13 protein-coding genes and 1 tRNA gene are annotated in these 15,849 nt (G+C 45.1%); 8 read left to right on the top strand and 6 right to left on the bottom strand.

The features are described from left to right. Window positions 1-3,474 (bottom strand): AAA-like domain-containing protein (locus JUI58_RS10015; protein ID WP_204103641.1); only part of this gene is annotated, 3,474 nt, incomplete at its 3' end. 223 nt (window positions 3,475-3,697) lie between these two features. Continuing rightward, on the bottom strand, window positions 3,698-4,951 hold the full coding sequence (locus tag JUI58_RS10010) for a 1-acyl-sn-glycerol-3-phosphate acyltransferase (RefSeq protein WP_204103640.1): 1,254 nt from the start codon (window positions 4,949-4,951) through the stop codon (window positions 3,698-3,700). Window positions 4,952-4,980: 29 nt separating this feature from the next. Between JUI58_RS10010 and ribD the strand changes: the two genes are divergently transcribed. Then, on the top strand, window positions 4,981-6,102 hold the full coding sequence (ribD, locus tag JUI58_RS10005) for a bifunctional diaminohydroxyphosphoribosylaminopyrimidine deaminase/5-amino-6-(5-phosphoribosylamino)uracil reductase RibD (RefSeq protein WP_348539872.1): 1,122 nt from the start codon (window positions 4,981-4,983) through the stop codon (window positions 6,100-6,102). Between the two features lie 181 nt (window positions 6,103-6,283). Here ribD and JUI58_RS10000 read toward each other — a convergent pair. The 3 genes from JUI58_RS10000 to JUI58_RS09990 form a co-directional block, all read right to left on the bottom strand. Continuing rightward, window positions 6,284-6,356: transfer RNA gene (locus JUI58_RS10000), tRNA-Phe, on the bottom strand. 250 nt (window positions 6,357-6,606) lie between these two features. Further along, window positions 6,607-8,343, bottom strand: a complete 1,737-nt coding sequence (locus JUI58_RS09995; RefSeq protein WP_204103639.1) for an NFACT family protein — start codon at window positions 8,341-8,343, stop codon at window positions 6,607-6,609. Between the two features lie 8 nt (window positions 8,344-8,351). Next, on the bottom strand, window positions 8,352-8,591 hold the full coding sequence (locus JUI58_RS09990; RefSeq protein ID WP_204103638.1) for a LapA family protein: 240 nt from the start codon (window positions 8,589-8,591) through the stop codon (window positions 8,352-8,354). Window positions 8,592-8,770: 179 nt separating this feature from the next. Between JUI58_RS09990 and JUI58_RS09985 the strand changes: the two genes are divergently transcribed. The 5 genes from JUI58_RS09985 to JUI58_RS09965 all read left to right on the top strand — a co-directional run bounded on the left by JUI58_RS09985 (window position 8,771) and on the right by JUI58_RS09965 (window position 11,528). Further along, a complete protein-coding gene (locus tag JUI58_RS09985; RefSeq protein ID WP_204103637.1) occupies window positions 8,771-9,322 on the top strand; it encodes an Npun_F5560 family protein in 552 nt (183 codons plus the stop codon). A 125-nt stretch (window positions 9,323-9,447) separates the two neighbouring features. Further along, window positions 9,448-10,089, top strand: a complete 642-nt coding sequence (locus JUI58_RS09980; RefSeq protein WP_204103636.1) for a hypothetical protein — start codon at window positions 9,448-9,450, stop codon at window positions 10,087-10,089. Between the two features lie 65 nt (window positions 10,090-10,154). Continuing rightward, the gene (locus JUI58_RS09975) at window positions 10,155-10,565 is read left to right on the top strand and encodes a DUF4332 domain-containing protein (RefSeq protein ID WP_204103635.1); all 411 of its coding nucleotides are present in this window, start codon (window positions 10,155-10,157) and stop codon (window positions 10,563-10,565) included. A 113-nt stretch (window positions 10,566-10,678) separates the two neighbouring features. Next, window positions 10,679-11,092 (top strand): biopolymer transporter ExbD, encoded by a 414-nt coding sequence (locus JUI58_RS09970; protein ID WP_204103634.1) that lies wholly within the window; start codon window positions 10,679-10,681, stop codon window positions 11,090-11,092. Window positions 11,093-11,135: 43 nt separating this feature from the next. Then, window positions 11,136-11,528 carry a biopolymer transporter ExbD gene (locus JUI58_RS09965; RefSeq protein WP_204103633.1) on the top strand — a complete coding sequence of 131 codons (393 nt, stop codon included), beginning with the start codon at window positions 11,136-11,138 and terminating at the stop codon, window positions 11,526-11,528. Here the strand turns inward: JUI58_RS09965 and JUI58_RS09960 are convergent. Further along, window positions 11,511-13,505, bottom strand: coding sequence for a ribonuclease R family protein (locus JUI58_RS09960; RefSeq protein WP_204103632.1), 1,995 nt, complete (start codon window positions 13,503-13,505; stop codon window positions 11,511-11,513). The genes JUI58_RS09965 and JUI58_RS09960 overlap by 18 nt on opposite strands. 74 nt (window positions 13,506-13,579) lie before the next feature. Between JUI58_RS09960 and JUI58_RS09955 the strand changes: the two genes are divergently transcribed. Together JUI58_RS09955 and recF are read left to right on the top strand one after the other, a co-directional pair. Continuing rightward, window positions 13,580-14,536 carry a rhodanese-like domain-containing protein gene (locus JUI58_RS09955; RefSeq protein WP_204103631.1) on the top strand — a complete coding sequence of 319 codons (957 nt, stop codon included), beginning with the start codon at window positions 13,580-13,582 and terminating at the stop codon, window positions 14,534-14,536. Beyond that, window positions 14,536-15,663, top strand: a complete 1,128-nt coding sequence (gene recF / locus JUI58_RS09950; RefSeq protein ID WP_204103630.1) for a DNA replication/repair protein RecF — start codon at window positions 14,536-14,538, stop codon at window positions 15,661-15,663. Before JUI58_RS09955 ends, recF begins: the two co-directional genes overlap by 1 nt. Window positions 15,664-15,849 lie beyond the last annotated feature (186 nt).

Below are 15,849 nucleotides of genomic sequence, written 5' to 3'. Positions count from 1 at the left end.
GCATAAATGCCGATCTTCTTCTTTTAACTCAGTATTTGTTCGCAAATAATCCCGTATCCAATTACAAGCATAAGTAAATTCATCTAACTTGAGGATGTTTTCTAAATCCCAAAGAATGGCAGTATTATCTCGGCTGGCGGTGGCTAAGATCTTGCCATCGGGAGAAAAAGCCATCCCTGATATTGCCGCAGTGTGACCGGTGAGAGTGGTGATAATCTCTCCCTCTCGAGTCCACAATTTAGCAGTTTCGTCTAAACTGGCCGTCGCGATCGCGTCACTGTTGGGGGCAAAGGCAACCTCCATGACTGCCCCATGATGTCCGATGAGATGCGCCAATAACTCTCCCGACAGACTCCAGAGTTTGGCGGTATTATCTTCTCCTCCTGTCATCAGGGATTTGCCATCCGGGGCAAAGGCGATCGCATCAACTCCGAGTTCGTGCGCCAGCCAAGAAGCCAACAATTCTCCCTTGAGATTCCAGAGTTTCACGGTTCCGTCCCAACTGGTGGTTGCCAAGGTCTGACCATCGGGAGCAAAGGCAAGGGCTAACACTGAAGCATCATGGGCATTCCAAGCAGCGAGTAAATTTCCCTTGACATTCCAAAGTTTAACAATCTTATCAACGCTAGAAGTGGCTAAAATCTCGCCATTGGGGGAAAAATCAATTCCCCAAACCGCCGCATCGTGTTCTAGGGTCAGGATATTTTTTTGTCCTTGCCACAGTTTGATCTTTTTATCGCTACTGGTGGTGCCGATGGTCTGACTGTCTGGGGAGAAAGTAACTCCGAGAATGGTCGCATTGTGTCCGACTAGGGTTTTCAGCAAGCGCCCCTTGCGATTCCACACTTTCGCTGTATTATCTGCACCTCCTGTCACCAAGGTTTTACCGTCGGGAGCAAAGGCGACTTTCCGCAACCCAGCTTTGTGTCCTATCAACTTTGTTAAAAAATAGTTCTCTAAATTCCAGAGTTTGGCAGTATGGTCATCGCTAACCGTCACTAAAGTTTTTCCATCGGGAGCAAAAACAACACCCCAAACGGCAGCTTCATGTCCTGTTAATGTTGCTAATAATTGTCCCGATCGCTCCCAGAGCTTGATCGTACTATCTTCACTGACTGTAGCGATGGTTTGACCGTCGGGAGAAAAGGCTGCATCTAAAACTCGTGACTCGTGATCGATGAAGGTAGCGAGGATATTACCTTGCAAATCCCACAATTTGGCAGTTTTATCCTCACTGGTGGTGACTAAATTTTTCCCATCGGGGGAAAAAGCGACACCCCAAAGAGAAACATCGTGGGCGGGGAAAGAATCCAGAAGTTCTCCTTCTCGATTCCATAATTTGAAGGTTTTATCCGCACCAACCGTCGCTAACATTTGACTATCTGGAGAAAAGGCTGCATCCCAAACAGCAGAAGTATGATTGCTTAGGGTATGTATTAGTTGTCCTTCCCGCGTCCAGAGGTTCACGATGTTGTCTTCTCCTGCTGTGGCGATCGCTTCTCCGTCGGGGGAAAAGACCACACCTAAGACCGCAGCCCGATGCCCTTTTAAGGTATGCAGCAGTTGTCCTTCCCGCGTCCAGATTTTGGTGGTATTATCCTCGCTGGCAGTGGCGATCTCTTTGCCGTCGGGGGAAAAAGCAATCCCTAAAACTGGGGCATTATGACCCTTCAAAGTAGTTAATAATTTTCCCTCTTTACTCCACAATTTAGCGGTAGTATCTTTGCTGGCAGTGGCGATCGCTTCGCCGTCGGGGGAGTAGTCCACTCCCCAAACTCCTGCCTTGTGATCCGAGAGGCGATTGTATTCTTTGGTTTGATAAATAGCCTGGTGCAGGGCATTTTGAACTTGTTCCTCGATGGGAAAATCTCTACCCCTGATGGACTGCAATCTTTGTTTAGCTTTGGTGGCTTCGATGAGGGCATCAAATTTTCTCTGGGTCGCAACTAGGGCTTTTGAGGAGGAGACTAGCGCTTGCAATTCACTGATTCTCGCTTGATCTTCGCTCTCGATCGCCTTGCGATATTGCCAAAAGGCGGTAATTCCTAAGATTGAAGCAATGAGGAAGGCAGTACTTGTCACTCCCAGCAATAGTCTTTGGAGTTTAGCAGTTTTGCGATCGCGGATTAATTGTGCCTCAATAACTTGGACTCGTTCGGCTTCTAAGCGTATTTTCATTTCTTGTTGGTTGAGTTCCTGACTCGCCTTCAAGAATTGATAATCTAAATCGCTCAAACTTTTTCCTTGGGACCAATCGAGAGCATTTTGCAAAGCGATTCCTCGCAATAGTCTCGATTCATCGCTTTGTTGAGAAGCGATCCAAGCCTTAAAAACTTCTGAATAGGGACGCAACTGTTCTAGTTGCTTTTCAACCCATTCTAAGTTAAATACTTCTTGATAAATGCGATTTTTGACGGTTAATATTCCTTCTGATTTGACCACTAAGCCAGATAAAATCAAGTCCATTTGTTCTTGACTGCTATTGATTTTAACGTTACCATTTTCTAAAATTTGTTGATAAATACCCAGTAAGCGAGAACTCTTGGTTTCATTGCTTTGGATGCGATCGCGGATTGTCCGTAAATGTTCGGGTTCGTCCTGGGATTCCCATTTATGAATAATGCGCGATTTAATCAGACTCTCAACCCAAAAGGCTTCTACTCCTGGGGGCATGATTAAGTCCCGTCCGTTTTCATCGCGACTAGATTCGATCGCAATCTTGCATATTTTTTGCGTTAAAAAAGGTTGCCCAGAAGTCCATTGCAAAATCTCTGCTAATATTTTTGTCTTGTTACAATTGGCAATTGTTAATCCTGCTGCAAGGGAGCCAATTTCATTCAGTTTAAAACCTTGTAATTCTATCGCTGTTCCAATATTAAAGGGTGTTCTTTTTTTATCTGCGATTAAATCTGAGGGTGTTGCTACACCAAACAGAACAAAACTAATGTTTTTATAGCGAGGATCTTGCGCTCTTTGGTTATAGCAAAAGCGAATCATCGCGAAAAAGTCATCAATGGGAAACTTAAGGCTGAGAATACTATCAATTTCATCTACAAAAATAAAGATTTTTTCCTCAGAAAACTCTTGGAGTAGCACTTCAGAAATAAATTGACTTAATTTTTGCAGTACAGAAATACCTTCTCGTTCTGCCCACCAAGTTTTGAAGTTAACTTTTCTCAGGAGTTTAAATCCTCGCCATAGTTCTACAGCTACGCCTTTATACCATTGAGCGGGGGTAATATTTTCACTACCAATATTGGTCATATCAATACTGGCGCACTTAAATCCGTCTCGTTCGAGTCGATAGCGAGTACGCACTAATAAAGAGGATTTGCCAACTTGTCTTGAGTTAAGAACATAGCAAAATTCCCCTTGTTTGAGTGCTTCATATAATTCTGTATCGGCTTGTCGCTCAACATAACTAGGTGCATTATCAGTGAGGCTTCCTCCCACTTGATAGTGATGGTTGCTCATGCAATTCTCCTCAAAAAAAGATTAGAAATGTTATGGTAGATATTTGCCCTAGATTAAAGCACTATAAAGCCTTGGCAAACCCTAAATAGGATTATGCCCTTTAAGATTGCGAATTAAAAGGAGAAAGCGATCGCCTTAACGCGATTTTAACACACTCGCTTATTTTATCTGGCTTTGAACGACTCCACAAGTTTAACAAATTTATTTTACAAAGAAGAGAGTATTATTGGGGCGCGATCGCCTGCAAATTCTCCTGTACGGCTTGCTGCATCTGTCGCGTGATGGTTTCGATCGTCTCGGTGCGATTTTGTTTGTAAGGGTGTAAATAATCTTTAAGATTGACGGGAGCGCCAATTTTCAGGAAAGCATGGCGATAGCCTTTGGGTTGGGGGCGATCGATGCTGAAAACTTCTCGTTCCAAGCGGATTAAAGTATCTAAAAAGCGTTCGGGGGTAGGTGCTGCAGCCACGTAACCATCATAAATAGCATCGAAGTTGAGCAGGCGTACTGTAGCTTTATAGAGAGTTTCCGAAACGGGGGAAGGTTCATCGTCAGTATCGAGAAGAGCTTGAATTTTATAGACTCTTTCTCGCATGGGAAGATGAGAAGCAGAGGTGATTCCTAGCTTTTCTTCACAGTTGGTTAAAAGACGAGTTTTGATGTTCTCGATGCGTTGGTTGAGGAGTAATGGGTGAGTTTTGGGAGGGGCGATCTCGTATTCTTTTTCAAGATTAGTGACGACTCTTTCTCCAATTGCCCGCAAACGAGGGTAAAAGGCTTCAGTTGTAGGAATAATCCCCAAACGGGTTTCTAACTGCTGGAGACTGTCCGCGATCGCCTTATCCATCGAGCCGCGATAGCGATATTTGAGACTAATGGGAACGAGAAAAAAGTTAGGAACTTCTGAGGTTTCTTTCGCTAATTTATGGAGAACTTGTAAGGGCATTTGCACCGCCCCCGAGCGAAAAGGCATTACGGTATCATTTTGATAAGAACAGCCCCCCTCGGCAAAAATAACGAGTTTTGTCGCATTTTGGCGCAATAGGTTGAGGGTGTAGGCAATACTGGCGCGATCGCCGACTCCTCGCTTGATGGAATAGCTGCCGATACGCTGTAGAAATTCCCCTTGCCAACCGTTAAAATTATCCTGGGCGACAAGGTAGTTAAACAATTGTCCGAGGCGCGTTGAAAGGAGAAAGAGGACAATGCCATCGTCCAATGAGGGATGATTGGGCATTAAGACCACGCGATCGCCTTCTATGGCTTTTAATTTATCCAGATCGCGATCGGAAACCTGCAAATCCACGTGATAGGCTGTATGGGCGATTCCGTAGGAAAGACTTTGGATAAGGCGAACAAAAAGCGGCGTTAATTTGGCCGGATAAAACTCAGCAGTTTTCACAACAAGAATTAATGCGAATGCAACAATGAAGTTAATATTTTTGAGCTTAAAGGAATAACGAACAAATTTCCTCATCAACTATGACACTTTTTCAGGAAAATAAGATGGAGAGCAACAAGCCAAAAAATGACAACATTACGCCTTTTGATGGCAATATGATGCAACGCTGTTTGCAGCTTGCTCGCCAAGCTGAAGGATATACTGCTCCTAATCCTCTTGTGGGCTGTGTCATCCTGCGCGAGGGTAACATTGTTGGGGAAGGATATCACCCTGAAGCGGGACAACCTCACGCGGAAGTTTTTGCTTTGCGTCAAGCGGGAAATTTGGCGGAGGGTGGCACCCTTTACGTGAATTTAGAACCGTGCAACCATTATGGGCGCACTCCTCCTTGTAGTGAGGCTATCATTGCGGCCAAAATCACTAAAGTATTTGTGGGGATGGTGGATCCCGATCGCCGAGTTGCAGGAGGAGGGATCGATCGCCTGCGTCAAGGGGGAATTGAGGTCGTTGTCGGGGTGGAGGAGGCAAAATGCCGCCAGTTGAATGAGGCTTTTATCCATCGTAGCCTTTACCAGCGCCCTTGGGGAGTTTTGAAATATGCCATGACCCTCGATGGGAAAATTGCGGCCACTAGCGGGCATAGTGCTTGGGTGACGGGTCTGCGATCGCGCCACCGAGTCCACCAAGAAAGGGCGATCGCCGATGCAGTTATCGTGGGGGGCAATACCGTGCGACGGGACAATCCTCACTTAACAACTCATGGCGTTTCTCCTCGTAACCCTTTGCGAGTCGTCATGAGTCGCACTCTCGATCTGCCCTTAGAGGCTAATCTCTGGCAAGTTCGAGAAAACCCTACTTTAGTGTTAACTCAAGCAGGAGCTAATTCACAACAGCGAGAATATTTGCAAAATAAGGGTGTTGAAGTAGTGGAATTTCCCGAATTGACCCCCGATACAGCCATGCAACACCTGGGCGATCGCGGCTTCTCTCGCATTTTATGGGAGTGTGGGGGCATTTTGGCGGCTCAGGCGATCGCCCAAGGTGCGGTACAAAAAATCATGGCTTTTATGTCCCCTAAAATTATTGGTGGGAGTTCTGCTCCTTCTCCCGTGGGAGATTTGGGATTCACTAAAATGACCGATGCTTTGTTGTTAAAGCAAATAAAAATAACGCAAATTGATGCCGATCTTTTAATTGAAGGATATTTGCAGCAAGGAAAGGTTTAAATCTTGTAGAAGAATGTGCAGTTGCTTCTCGCACTCTAGAAAATGAGAGTCTCAATTCCCCAACGACGAGCATAGTCAGATCACGAATGCCAGTCTCGCTCCATACCAACCCAAATGAGGTCGCAATTTTTCTCGCAATTGGTTACAAAGCAAAACCCACATACAGTAGGGGTTTGAGGGATGCCAGGAGGGAGATTTGAACTCCCGACACAAGGATTTTCAGTCCTCTGCTCTACCAACTGAGCTATCCCGGCAGGCATCTGAATAAATGACGCTTTTCTAGTCTAGCGAATGTTTTCAGATTTTGCAATAGTTGAGCAAAAAAATATGAGCAAAAAAAAACCAGCAGGTTTTCTGCTGGTTCGTCAAGTTCGTAGTCTGTCGTTTAATATCGAGAAAATCCAAGCCCCACGTTCTCGACGGAATGGCTTGTAATATTTCTTTATCGAGGGCTATTGTAACAGCAAATACAAATCTTGCCAAAAAAATTGGCAATGCTGGGGATTATTCTTGGGCGTTGAGATAGTCTTGCGCTTTTTGCGATCGCCCCCAAATAACTTGCTCTCGTTTATAGATAGCAATTCCAGGTTTTGCTCCCTTGGGTTTATAGACGAATTTGGGTTCAGTATAGACCACGGGAACGCGATCGCTTTGTCGTCCTCGACTGTAGTAGGCGGCAAAATCCGCCGCAAATTGTACATCTGTATCCTCTGCAACGGCTCCCGGTGTCAAGCGCAATAAAACGTGGCTTCCGGCAATTTCCTGGGCATGAAACCAAAGATCGTAATCTCCTGCAGTGCGAAAGGAAAGGCGATCGTTCTGACGATTATTGCGCCCGATCCAAACTTCAAATCCTGATGGTGTGGGGTAACAATAGGGTTGAGATTCTTTTACCACAGCGCGATCGCTGCCCTTTCCTGCCTCGAAATATCCCTGTTGTACCAATTCTTCCCGAATTTCTCTCAGGGTTGGCAAATCCTCTGCATTTTTATAGTCTTCCAACTGATTTAAAGCGGCTTCTACCTGTTCTAGATACTGAATTTCTGTCTCGACTTCCTGCAAAAATGGTTTGATGGCATCCTTCGCACGTTTGAGTTTTTGATGCTTTTTGTATAAAGTTTGAGCATTCTGCACGGCATTTTTTTCGGGGTTGAGGGGAATTTTTACGGGTTGTCCTGTCTCGAAATCTGCAAGGAAGATCGACTGCATACCTGGTTTCCATTGATGGAGATAAGCCATCAGTAAGTCTGCATGGGTGCGATACTCGTCTGCATCTTTGGACTGTGAGAGGCGATCGCGAAATCCTTGCGCTTTATAGGCTAATTTCTTGCCTACATTCTTGAGTTTTTGTGAGATTTGGTGCTGTAACTGTTGAAATTGCTGCCGATTCCAAGCATTGCTATAGTAAACATCCAGTAAAATCTGCACATCTTTTGCGGGTTTTACCAGTCCCCAAGGCAGCACAGTGTAACCCGTTTCCGTCCATCCTGGAGTAAAATTACCCGTCGCGATCGCCTGCAACCATTCTCGCCAAGACTGAAACAATTTCTCCCATTCTCCCCCACTCAAATCCTGCGTCGATCGCTCTGGGGTTAAATTAGCCGACTCTACCATTAAATTTACTACAGTTGGACTCAAGCCGCGATAAGTTTTCAAAAGTTGTGTACCGATCGCCCCTGGTACAAGACTAACTCTCTCTTGCCACCGCTCCTGGGTTTCCTCTAAACTGGGAATATCTCCTAGAAGTGAGGGAGGAAATTCATAAGGTTGTCCCGTTTGCACCGTGCGGACCCGCGATTGTTTTGCACCGACTTGGTGTGCTACTGTGACGATGCGATCGCCTCCATCAGTCAAAATCGCATTACTATATTTACCCATCACTTCCACATAAAGATGCCACAAAGGTTCATCCTCGGGACGTTGAGCAAATTGTAAGTCTATAACCCTTTCCCAAGGGGCAATAGGGGCGATCGCCGTTAACGCTAATCCCTTTAATTGATGTCGTAATTGGTCGCTAAAAGTGAAGGTATCGCGATCGCGGGGAGGCGCACTTCCCAGACAAATTCGCGCCGCTTGCGGATGCCAGCAAATCGTTAGCCATCCTTTCTTTTGTAAGGTTCGCAAAGCCAAGAAAATTGTTTGCACGTCGCGCTGATAAACTTGTTCGACTCGCGCGGGAATCCAACGCGATCGCAAGTCCGCACAAACGGCGGCGAGAGTGGTAAAGTCTACAGGTTGCATAAGGGATTTTAGCGAGATTTTTTGGATTTTGACCGTTGAAATTTCCCCGGTAAAGTTGGTAAAACTCCCCCCAAAAGTAGCCCCGTAACGACGCTAAACGTTAAAACAATACCAAAAGGAAACTCAACCGACTGAAACGTTAAAAACTTCAGGGAAACTGGCTGAATATTTTGAATTGAAATTGTAGCAATGACAATCAGCCAAACTGCAAAAATTAAAGACGTTAAAAAACTGGCGATCGCTCTCATAAAATTTATCAGGAAAAGCTCGATTTAATTAAAATTGTAACAAACACCATCACCCCCAAAAATGCGATCGCGCCCCACCCCGCAAAAAATTTTTGTTAAATTACCGAGAAAGCAGATAAAATAAGCCGTAACGCCCCCCATATCCTTGCCAATCAGCTTAGAACGGAGTCTGAGTCGCCGTGAATATTACCGAAAATACCAATGTTAACAGCCTGCGGGGAGAAGTTTCCCGCCTCAGCGACGAACTGAAAGTTCGCGATCAACTGGTGCAACAGTTGTCCCAAGAACTATTTCGCTTAGTCAAAGGCAATAATCAATTTATGCCGCAACCTGACGTATCCGAACGTCACAAAGCCGAAATGCGGATGCTGCGAGAACAATTACAAGAAGTCGAACAGCAAGTTACTTTTTATCAACAACAGATCGCATCCCGCGATCGCGAAATCTATCAATTGCGTCAGTCAGCACAAGAAACAGGCGATCGCACCAGAATGCTAGAACAAGCATTGCAAGAAATGCCGCAAATTTATCGGCGCAAATTTGAGGAACGCATGATTCCCGTTAAAGAAAAAATCGAACGCTTACAACGGGAAAATCGACAACTGCACGTTGAATTACAAAGCGTCAGCTATCGTCTCGCGGTTAAAACCCGTCGCAATACCTCTCGAGTCGATCTCCCCAGTTTTGCCCGTCGTTTATCGGGTCCTATCCCCAGTTTTGGCAGTCTTTAGAGGCATATTTCCCTCTTTTCAATACTCCTCCTGAGATTAAGAGAGGGTAAAATTAACCCCCAAAATCAGTTTTTAAAAACCTTTTAAGGGCGCATCAAGCGCCCTCTTATTTGCCCAAAAATCCCATGACTGAAATTATTTTTATTGTCGATCTCCCCATTACCGCAGATTCTCCCGATCTTGTCGCCCTCAAAAAAGCAATCCTCTCTCATTCTCCCCATACCTCTCTAAAAATCCTCCCAGCTACCGCTAAAATCCCTTCTACAGGGTCTATTTATCCCCTCACCTTCAATTACCCAGAAACCCTCGAATTCCCAGGGAAATCGCTTTATCAACAGTGTAAAAATATAGAGCATTTGCGTCATTGGGTAGAAACAAATTTAGAGTATAAAACTGCTCAAGGAAACCACTGGCTTCCTATCGTACTCACGGCTAAAGGACCTTTATATGCTGAGGCGATCGCAGAAAGCGAAAATCGCCAAGCCTACGAACAACCCTGCCATTTATCTGATGCTTTACGGCAACCCCTCTATCACCTCGCTTATGAACTCCTAACATATTTAGAAGCAACCCCCACTGTCTATACTTTACAATTTAGTTATCAGGGGGAAGAAATTTTCTTCGATCGCCTCTTTCCCTTTCCCCACGAAAGCACTCGTATTTCTCTGGAAGTACAAAAACCCGACCTCTTTACCTGTCATGGGTTATGCTTAACTCAGCAACCGATTTTGGATTTAGCGATCTTTCCCGAGTCGATAACTCATTGAGTTCGCGATCGATACTCTTAAATCTAACTACATTTGCCTCGCAAATTTCCCATTACAGCAAAATTATGAGCTTTTTAAAAACTTGGTTGGTCGCAGAACTTCCCGGTATTAGCGATGAAGATAAGAAATCATTTCATTCCCTCGGCATCGAAAACACCGACCAATTATTGCAACAGGGAAATACATTAGAAAAAAGAAATGCGATCGCCGCAGAACTCAAATTGCAACCCCAACAAGTTAATAAATGGGTCGCACTGGCAGATTTAGCGCGCCTTCCTGGGGTAGGATGCAGCCATTGTGGACTACTGCTACATTCCGGGGTTGCTTCTGTTGCTCAACTCGCTCAAACCCCTGTATATCGCTTGCATCGGCAAATGTTACGCTTTCAAGTTGCCACCCTCAAACGCCGCGATTTATGTCCTCCTGTCGAACAAGTTCAACAATGGGTTTTTGAAGCACGAACTCTGTTCCCGTAGATTATTTTTGTAAGTTAGCTTCGACGAAGATTGCTACAAAAATAGCTACAAAAATAGCTACAAAAATAGCTACAAAAATGATATTACTGAATCTTGAATTTTGAGTTAAATTCATGCAGTTTAATCGTCAAAAAAAGAGAACAACATTACCTGAAGTCAACCTCATTCCGACTATTGATGTGGTAATGTGCGTTTTAACGTTTTTTCTCATTATTTCTCTGACCCTCAAAGGCCAGCAGACCAGTAATTTAGAATTACCAACAGTGGGAACGAGAACAACGGGAAATGTTAAGATTAAAGAAGAAATATTAAGTTTTTCTCTAAATCGGCAAGGCTCCCTCTTTTGGCGCGATCGCCTTCTCTCCGAAGCAGAAATGACAGAAACAGTACAAACATTTTTATTAGCAAATCCCGACGGTAAAATTATCTTAGAAGCCGATCGCCAGCTTCCCTATCAAAAAATTAGCCAACTGCTGCAAAAACTGGGAGAAATTGGCGGCGATCGCGTTTCCCTTGCGATTCAATAAGTAATTATCAATGAATTTTAGAGCTAGAAAATACAGTTCGCAAATGCCTAAACTCGACCTCATTCCCTTACTCAATGTGATGATGGTAGTTTTGGCGTTTTTTGTACTCATTTCTCTCTCTTTAAGGACTCCTCCTGACAGTGTAGAAGTTGAACTTCCCCAAGGAGAAGCAGGAGGAAAAATTGCAGGAGAAGTAGGAGAGAATTCTGCGATCGCCTATTTCAACACCAAAGGCAGATTTTTGTTTCAAGGGCAAATTCTCAGCGAAACAGAAGTACAAGAGAAAATTTTACTCTACTTACAGGAAAACTCGCAAAATAACGTTTTCTTAGTTGCCGATCCCGATGTTCCCTACGAACAGGTTATACAGGCCTTGAGTCAGATGCAAGCTATTGACGGCGATCGCGTTTCTTTAGGTCTATTCAGAAGTGACTAACTCTCGAAAACGAATCGTATCAAGCCTCGGATCGGCGCTACTAACCTGAACCTCAAAGCGATCGCCCAAAGCTACCGACCGAGAAATCCGATGGGGCAACTCTAAACCCAAATCTTCCAGTAAAATCAAACATAGTCCATCATCTTCCCGCAACCAACGCAAAACCATTGCCTGCCAAACCTCATCGGCATTGCGGCGCAAATATTCTAGCCCCCAATAGCGATTGGTTTGACGTTCCACTTGGGTTGCTTCATAGGCTGAAGCGGTGACACTAAACATAATTGCCTGCAATTCCTCTCCTGTGAGAGGAAGAACTTCTTCTCGTAAATGTGCTTTGATCTGAAAGTGAGCCAATAAGTCCGTATAGCGGCGAATGGGGGAGGTAACTTGAGTATAGGTATCAAGTCCCAAACCAGCATGGCGGGCGGGAGTAATGCCCATCTCACTGCGAGGCATACAGCGTCGCATGGCAGAGAAGCGCACTGGACCCGCCGGTAATTGCAAAAGTTCCTCTTCTGGTGGTAATTCCGGTTGAGGTTGTCCTCGAAACGGTAAAGCTAGATTGTTATCTTTGCCATAGCATCCCGCCACTTCCCCTGCTAAAATCATCATTTCCGCCACGAGTTGACGAGAGAGAGAATCATCTAAAAGTTCGATCGCAATTTCGTCATCTTCCTTGACTTTAATCGAAGATTCCGGCATACGAATATCGATCGCCCCGCAAGACTTACGCCATTGTTGCCGCAGTAAGGCAGCTTTCGCCAAATCAGCGATTTCCGGTTCCGCCTCAATCCCCAACTCCAACATTTCATCAACATCATCATAAGTGAGGCGATAGGTAGGTTTAATCCAACTGGCATGGATGCTATAGGTTTGGGGAGAACCATCCTCATTTAAGACTACCGCAAAACTCAGTGCCGCGCATTGTTGCCCCTGTACCAAACTCATTGGACCCGTAGCCAGTTCTTTCGGGAACATGGGGATCGTCCCGGTGGGGAGATACAAGCTGGTACTGCGACGGCGTGCCTCCAGATCTAGCACATCTCCCAAAGTAATGAGGCGAGTGGGATCTGCAATATGAATCCATAATTTTTGGCTTCCCTCTGCTGTCACCTCGACACTCAAACCGTCGTCAATTTCCTCAGTAGCTGCGTCGTCGATAGTGTAAACCTTAAGATGGGTTAAATCGAGGCGATCGCGATCGCGGTCTTCGGGGGGGGATATTAAACGATCTTGGGCAACATCAAGAATAGGTTGAGCAAACTGCACGGGATAAGCACTCCGCCGAAGGAATAAGTTTTCGTGAATTGACCATCGACCCAATTCCACTAAGAGTTTAAAGGCAGCGTCGGCGGTTTGGGGGCGATCGAGGGTAGTGAGGATTTCTTGGGCGAGACGATGATTTTGTTCGGGTTGGAGGACAAATTTTTCGAGGGACTCCAAACGCGGGCGATCGCCATCTTGCCAAGCAACGGTTTTTCCAGCCAGATTTTCTTTCAGTCGTTCCAAAAATTCTTCGCGATCGCGCTGGCGTTGTTCTTGAACGGCAATTTGGTGTTTAATTTCCTCAACTTGACTGCTGGGGCGAGGTTCGTAGATTTCCGCTTTACGTTTGAAATAAATTTTATCTTCTGCCAAGAGGACATAAGCGGCATAACACACCGTGGGCGTATCTTCTGAGTAAAGAAGTTGCGCCAAATCTGCCGGAGTCACTCCTTCTCCCTCTTCCACCAACAATTCCCAAGCCACTTCTAAGTTTGCCGGATCGAGATAAGGTACGATGGCGGCAAGAAAATCGGGAATATCCTTCACCTCATAGCCTTGGGCAATTTCATAATCAATCCGTTGGGGTTTGAGGGAGTGAGACTGCCCCTTTTCGTCAATAAATAGCCAATTCTTTTTACCTTCAGGGCGATCCGCGACGGCTAACCGACGTTCTCCGTGCAATCTAAATTCAATCAGCGTTCCTTTGTCCACCCGCTCGCTTTTCCCCCGTAAATTGCCCTTTTTATCTTACAGGGAAGGGGTAAGCGATAATATATATATTTTTCATGTCTTTAAAAGCTCTAGTTTCTTCTCTCTTGGTGATAATCAGCGCGATCGCCTTGGGAATCTCCGCATTCCTCTTGCTACCGGAGTTTCGCAGACGGGAAACGGTGCAGGAAAATTCTCTGTTTGTCTCTGAGTTTGTCCCAACCCGACAGCATCAGGAACAATGGATTATTGATGGCGATCGCGCCCGAGAACTCCTCAAACAAGGGGCTATTCTCCTCGATGCGCGTCCTGTAAACAATTTTCCGATTCCATCTCTCAAAAATGCTCAGACTGTCCGGTGGCAAGATTTTTCGCAACCCCAGGCACCTCACCGAGGCAAACTATTAGAAGATGATGCAGTATTAACGGCAAAATTACAATCCTTGGGGATCGATCGCGATCGCCCAGTTGTTGTTTTTGGCGATCCTTTGAGAGGATGGGGGGAAGAAGGGCGAATCGTTTGGATGTTAAGAACTTTGGGACATTCTCAAGCATATCTCGTGGATGGGGGTGCGAAGGCGCTGGGAAATATTAGCTTAACCTCTGCACCCAAACCGGGAGATTTTACCGTACAGCGCGTTTCTACTTGGGAAATTGGGGTCAATGAACTCAGAACCGCGATCGCGCAAAATCGCCTTGTTGTCATCGATAGCCGAGAAGCGAGAGAATATCAAGGAGAAACTACCTACGGCGAATCTCGGGGGGGACATCTTGCCAAAGCAATTCACTTATACTATAAAGATTTATTGGATGAGGAGGGGCAACTTTTGGGACGGGAGAAAATTTTGGCAAAATTGCAAGCAAAAGGGATTTTTCCCGATATGGCGATCGCCGTTTACTGTACGGGAGGAGTGCGATCGGCATGGCTAACAGTAGTTTTGGTCGATATGGGCTTTGATGTGAAAAACTACTCCGGTTCAATGTGGGAATGGTCGTCACTCCCTGCAAATCATTATCCCCTAATCAATCATTAATGTATTTAAAACATATATATTTAAGAAATTTTCGCAATTACCTCGAACAAGAGGTTAAATTTGAGGCGCAAAAAACGATTATTGTGGGCAATAATGCTCAGGGAAAATCCAATCTTTTAGAAGCAGTTGAACTTCTCGCTACTCTGAAAAGTCATCGCACCAGCCGCGATCGCGATTTTGTCAAGGAAGGGGCGATCGCGGGGCAAATTGAAGCTACCGTAGAAAGAACTTATGGAAGTACCGATCTGGGGTTAATTCTTCGCAAACAGGGCAGAAGAACAGCAAGACTCAATTGCGAAAACTTGCGCCGTCAAATGGACTTTTTAGGACATCTTAATGCGGTACAGTTTTCGAGTTTGGATTTAGATTTAGTGCGAGGAAGTCCCGAAAATCGTCGCAATTGGTTAGATTCTTTACTCGTTCAACTCGAACCTGTTTACGCTTATATTTTACAACAATACGATCGCGTTTTGCGTCAGCGTAATGCTCTCTTACGAAAACTCAAAAAAGCGGAAGAAACACCCAGTCAAGATACCTTTACGCAACTGGCTCTCTGGGACGCACAATTAGCAGCAAATGGGTCACGGGTCACGAGACGAAGGGCGCGGGGTTTAGAGCGTCTTATCCCCATTGCACAAGGATGGCACGCCCGAATTAGTGGGGAGAAAGAAGTGTTAGAAATAAACTATACTCCTAATGTTAATTGGGATCGCGACGACCCCGAAACTGTTCAGAATGCTTTTCTGGCTCAAATTCGCGATCGCCAGATTCCAGAAAGACATCAAGGCACCAGTTTAGTTGGACCCCATCGCGATGAAATTGAATTAACGATTAATGGGACTCCGGCAAGATTTTACGGTTCCCAAGGGCAACAACGCACGTTAGTTTTGGCTTTGAAACTGGCTGAGTTAGAGTTAATAGAAGAGGTGATCCGAGAACCTCCGCTTTTATTGTTAGATGATGTTTTAGCAGAATTAGACCCCAACCGACAAAATCAACTCTTAGAAGCCATTCAAGACCGTTTTCAAACCTTAATTACAACCACTCATATTCATGCTTTTGATGCACAATGGTTGAATGCGTCGCAAGTTTTATCGGTGATGGAGGGGAGTATTAGTATTTTCTAATGCTTAATTGGGACTTACGCATTAGCGGGCAAGATGCCCGCACTACCATAACTATAATAGAATACAGTAGTGGGAGCGTCTCGCTCCTTAACTGCGTAAGTTCTATTAAACTGCGTAAGTTCTATTAAACTGCGTAAGTTCTATTAAACTGCGTAAGTTCTATTAAACTGCGTAAGTTCTATTAAA

Origin of the sequence: Spirulina sp. CCY15215 (assembly GCF_016888125.1) — a bacterium.
GTDB lineage: Bacteria > Cyanobacteriota > Cyanobacteriia > Cyanobacteriales > Spirulinaceae > CCY15215.
This window is presented reverse-complemented; position numbering and strand designations above follow the sequence as displayed.